Annotated in this window: 1 protein-coding gene; it reads right to left on the bottom strand. The window is 62.4% G+C overall.

Translation table 11 applies throughout. From position 1 onward, the window contains the following. Positions 1–48: 48 nt before the first annotated feature. On the bottom strand, positions 49–798 hold the full coding sequence (locus AC1DU6_RS32135; protein ID WP_477862263.1) for a TIGR02391 family protein: 750 nt from the start codon (positions 796–798) through the stop codon (positions 49–51). Positions 799–1,166: the final 368 nt, after the last annotated feature.

Genomic DNA, 1,166 nt, shown 5'->3' with positions numbered 1-1,166 from the left:
AGATTCGCGTCGGCGCAGACAGTTCCTGGCTGACGACTACGCCGCCTCTCAAGCCCCCATTGCCTTCACCCGCTCATCCACGATGCGCAGCAGGTGGCTGGCAATCATCAGCTGCTCTTGGGCCGCCCGAACATCGTCGATAGTCACCGTTCGATGCGAGTGCGGGTTCTTGAACGTCCCGATGGCGCCGGCGAAGAGGTGCGCCGTCGACTCTCGCTCCGCCTCCGGCAGCGACTTGTCGGTCAGCGGGCCGTTTTTGTAGTCGAAGGCTGCTCGCATCAGCGGCACGCCGACATCCTTGTCCGAGAACTTGCCAGCCGTGCGCACGGCGACCTCGACGGCCCGGAACGCTTTGAACACGGCCGTGCCAGGATCACCTCGAACGATGTCCAGCCACACATCCTCGGCAATCGCGGGGTGTAGCAGCGCCTTGGGAAACTCAAGGCTGCCGACGTAGGTCTTGAAGGCTTCCGCTTCCAGCAGCTGTTGGGCGCGCCTGCTTGGTCGCACCCAGCCATTGGACCCGTTGGTGTCCATTTCCGTCACCAGCAATCCCTGGGTGCAAAGCCAGCTCCACGCCTCGGCCACGGCCATCTGGGCCTCTTGGCGTCGGTTGGGCGGATAAGGACAAGGGTTGCCGTAGCCCTCCTCAAAATCCTTCCGGAGCGCGCTTGGGTGGACCATCCCGCTTTGCTGCCGGCGTTGATTCGCCACGCGGAGGACAGTTCCCGCCAGCTCTTCAGGAGCGAGTTGCAACAGAACTTCAACGTCAGGGATGAGTGTGGTGATCTTGTCCATGGCAGGGCGGATTCGGCAAATCCACAAGTTGAGAGCGGCGTTGACGATACCGCTGGGCTGAGAGTGACTCGGCGTCGAGCTCCATGCTGGATCGTCCCGTCCAACAGGCCGCCAAGCCAGCGCTACGCTTCGGACATGTCATCCATCGACCCAGCTGAGCTTCAAGAGTTTTGCGCGGCCGCCCGCCGCGGCGCGGCGCGGAGTCATTGAGACACCAGAAGGACTCCGCATTCCACGGCTTTCCCAGAGGCCAATGTGGTCCCATCTCCGAAATTCTTGGGCACCTGCTCAAGGAGCGCTTCGGCGTGAACGCCGTGTACGTCTGCCGCTACCGGTATGACCGTTCAAAGTCGATGAGTACGCATGCC

Source organism: Roseateles sp. P5_B10 (genome assembly GCF_056400485.1).
The sequence above is the reverse complement of the archived record's forward strand: the minus strand, read 5'-3'. Positions and strand labels throughout refer to the sequence as shown.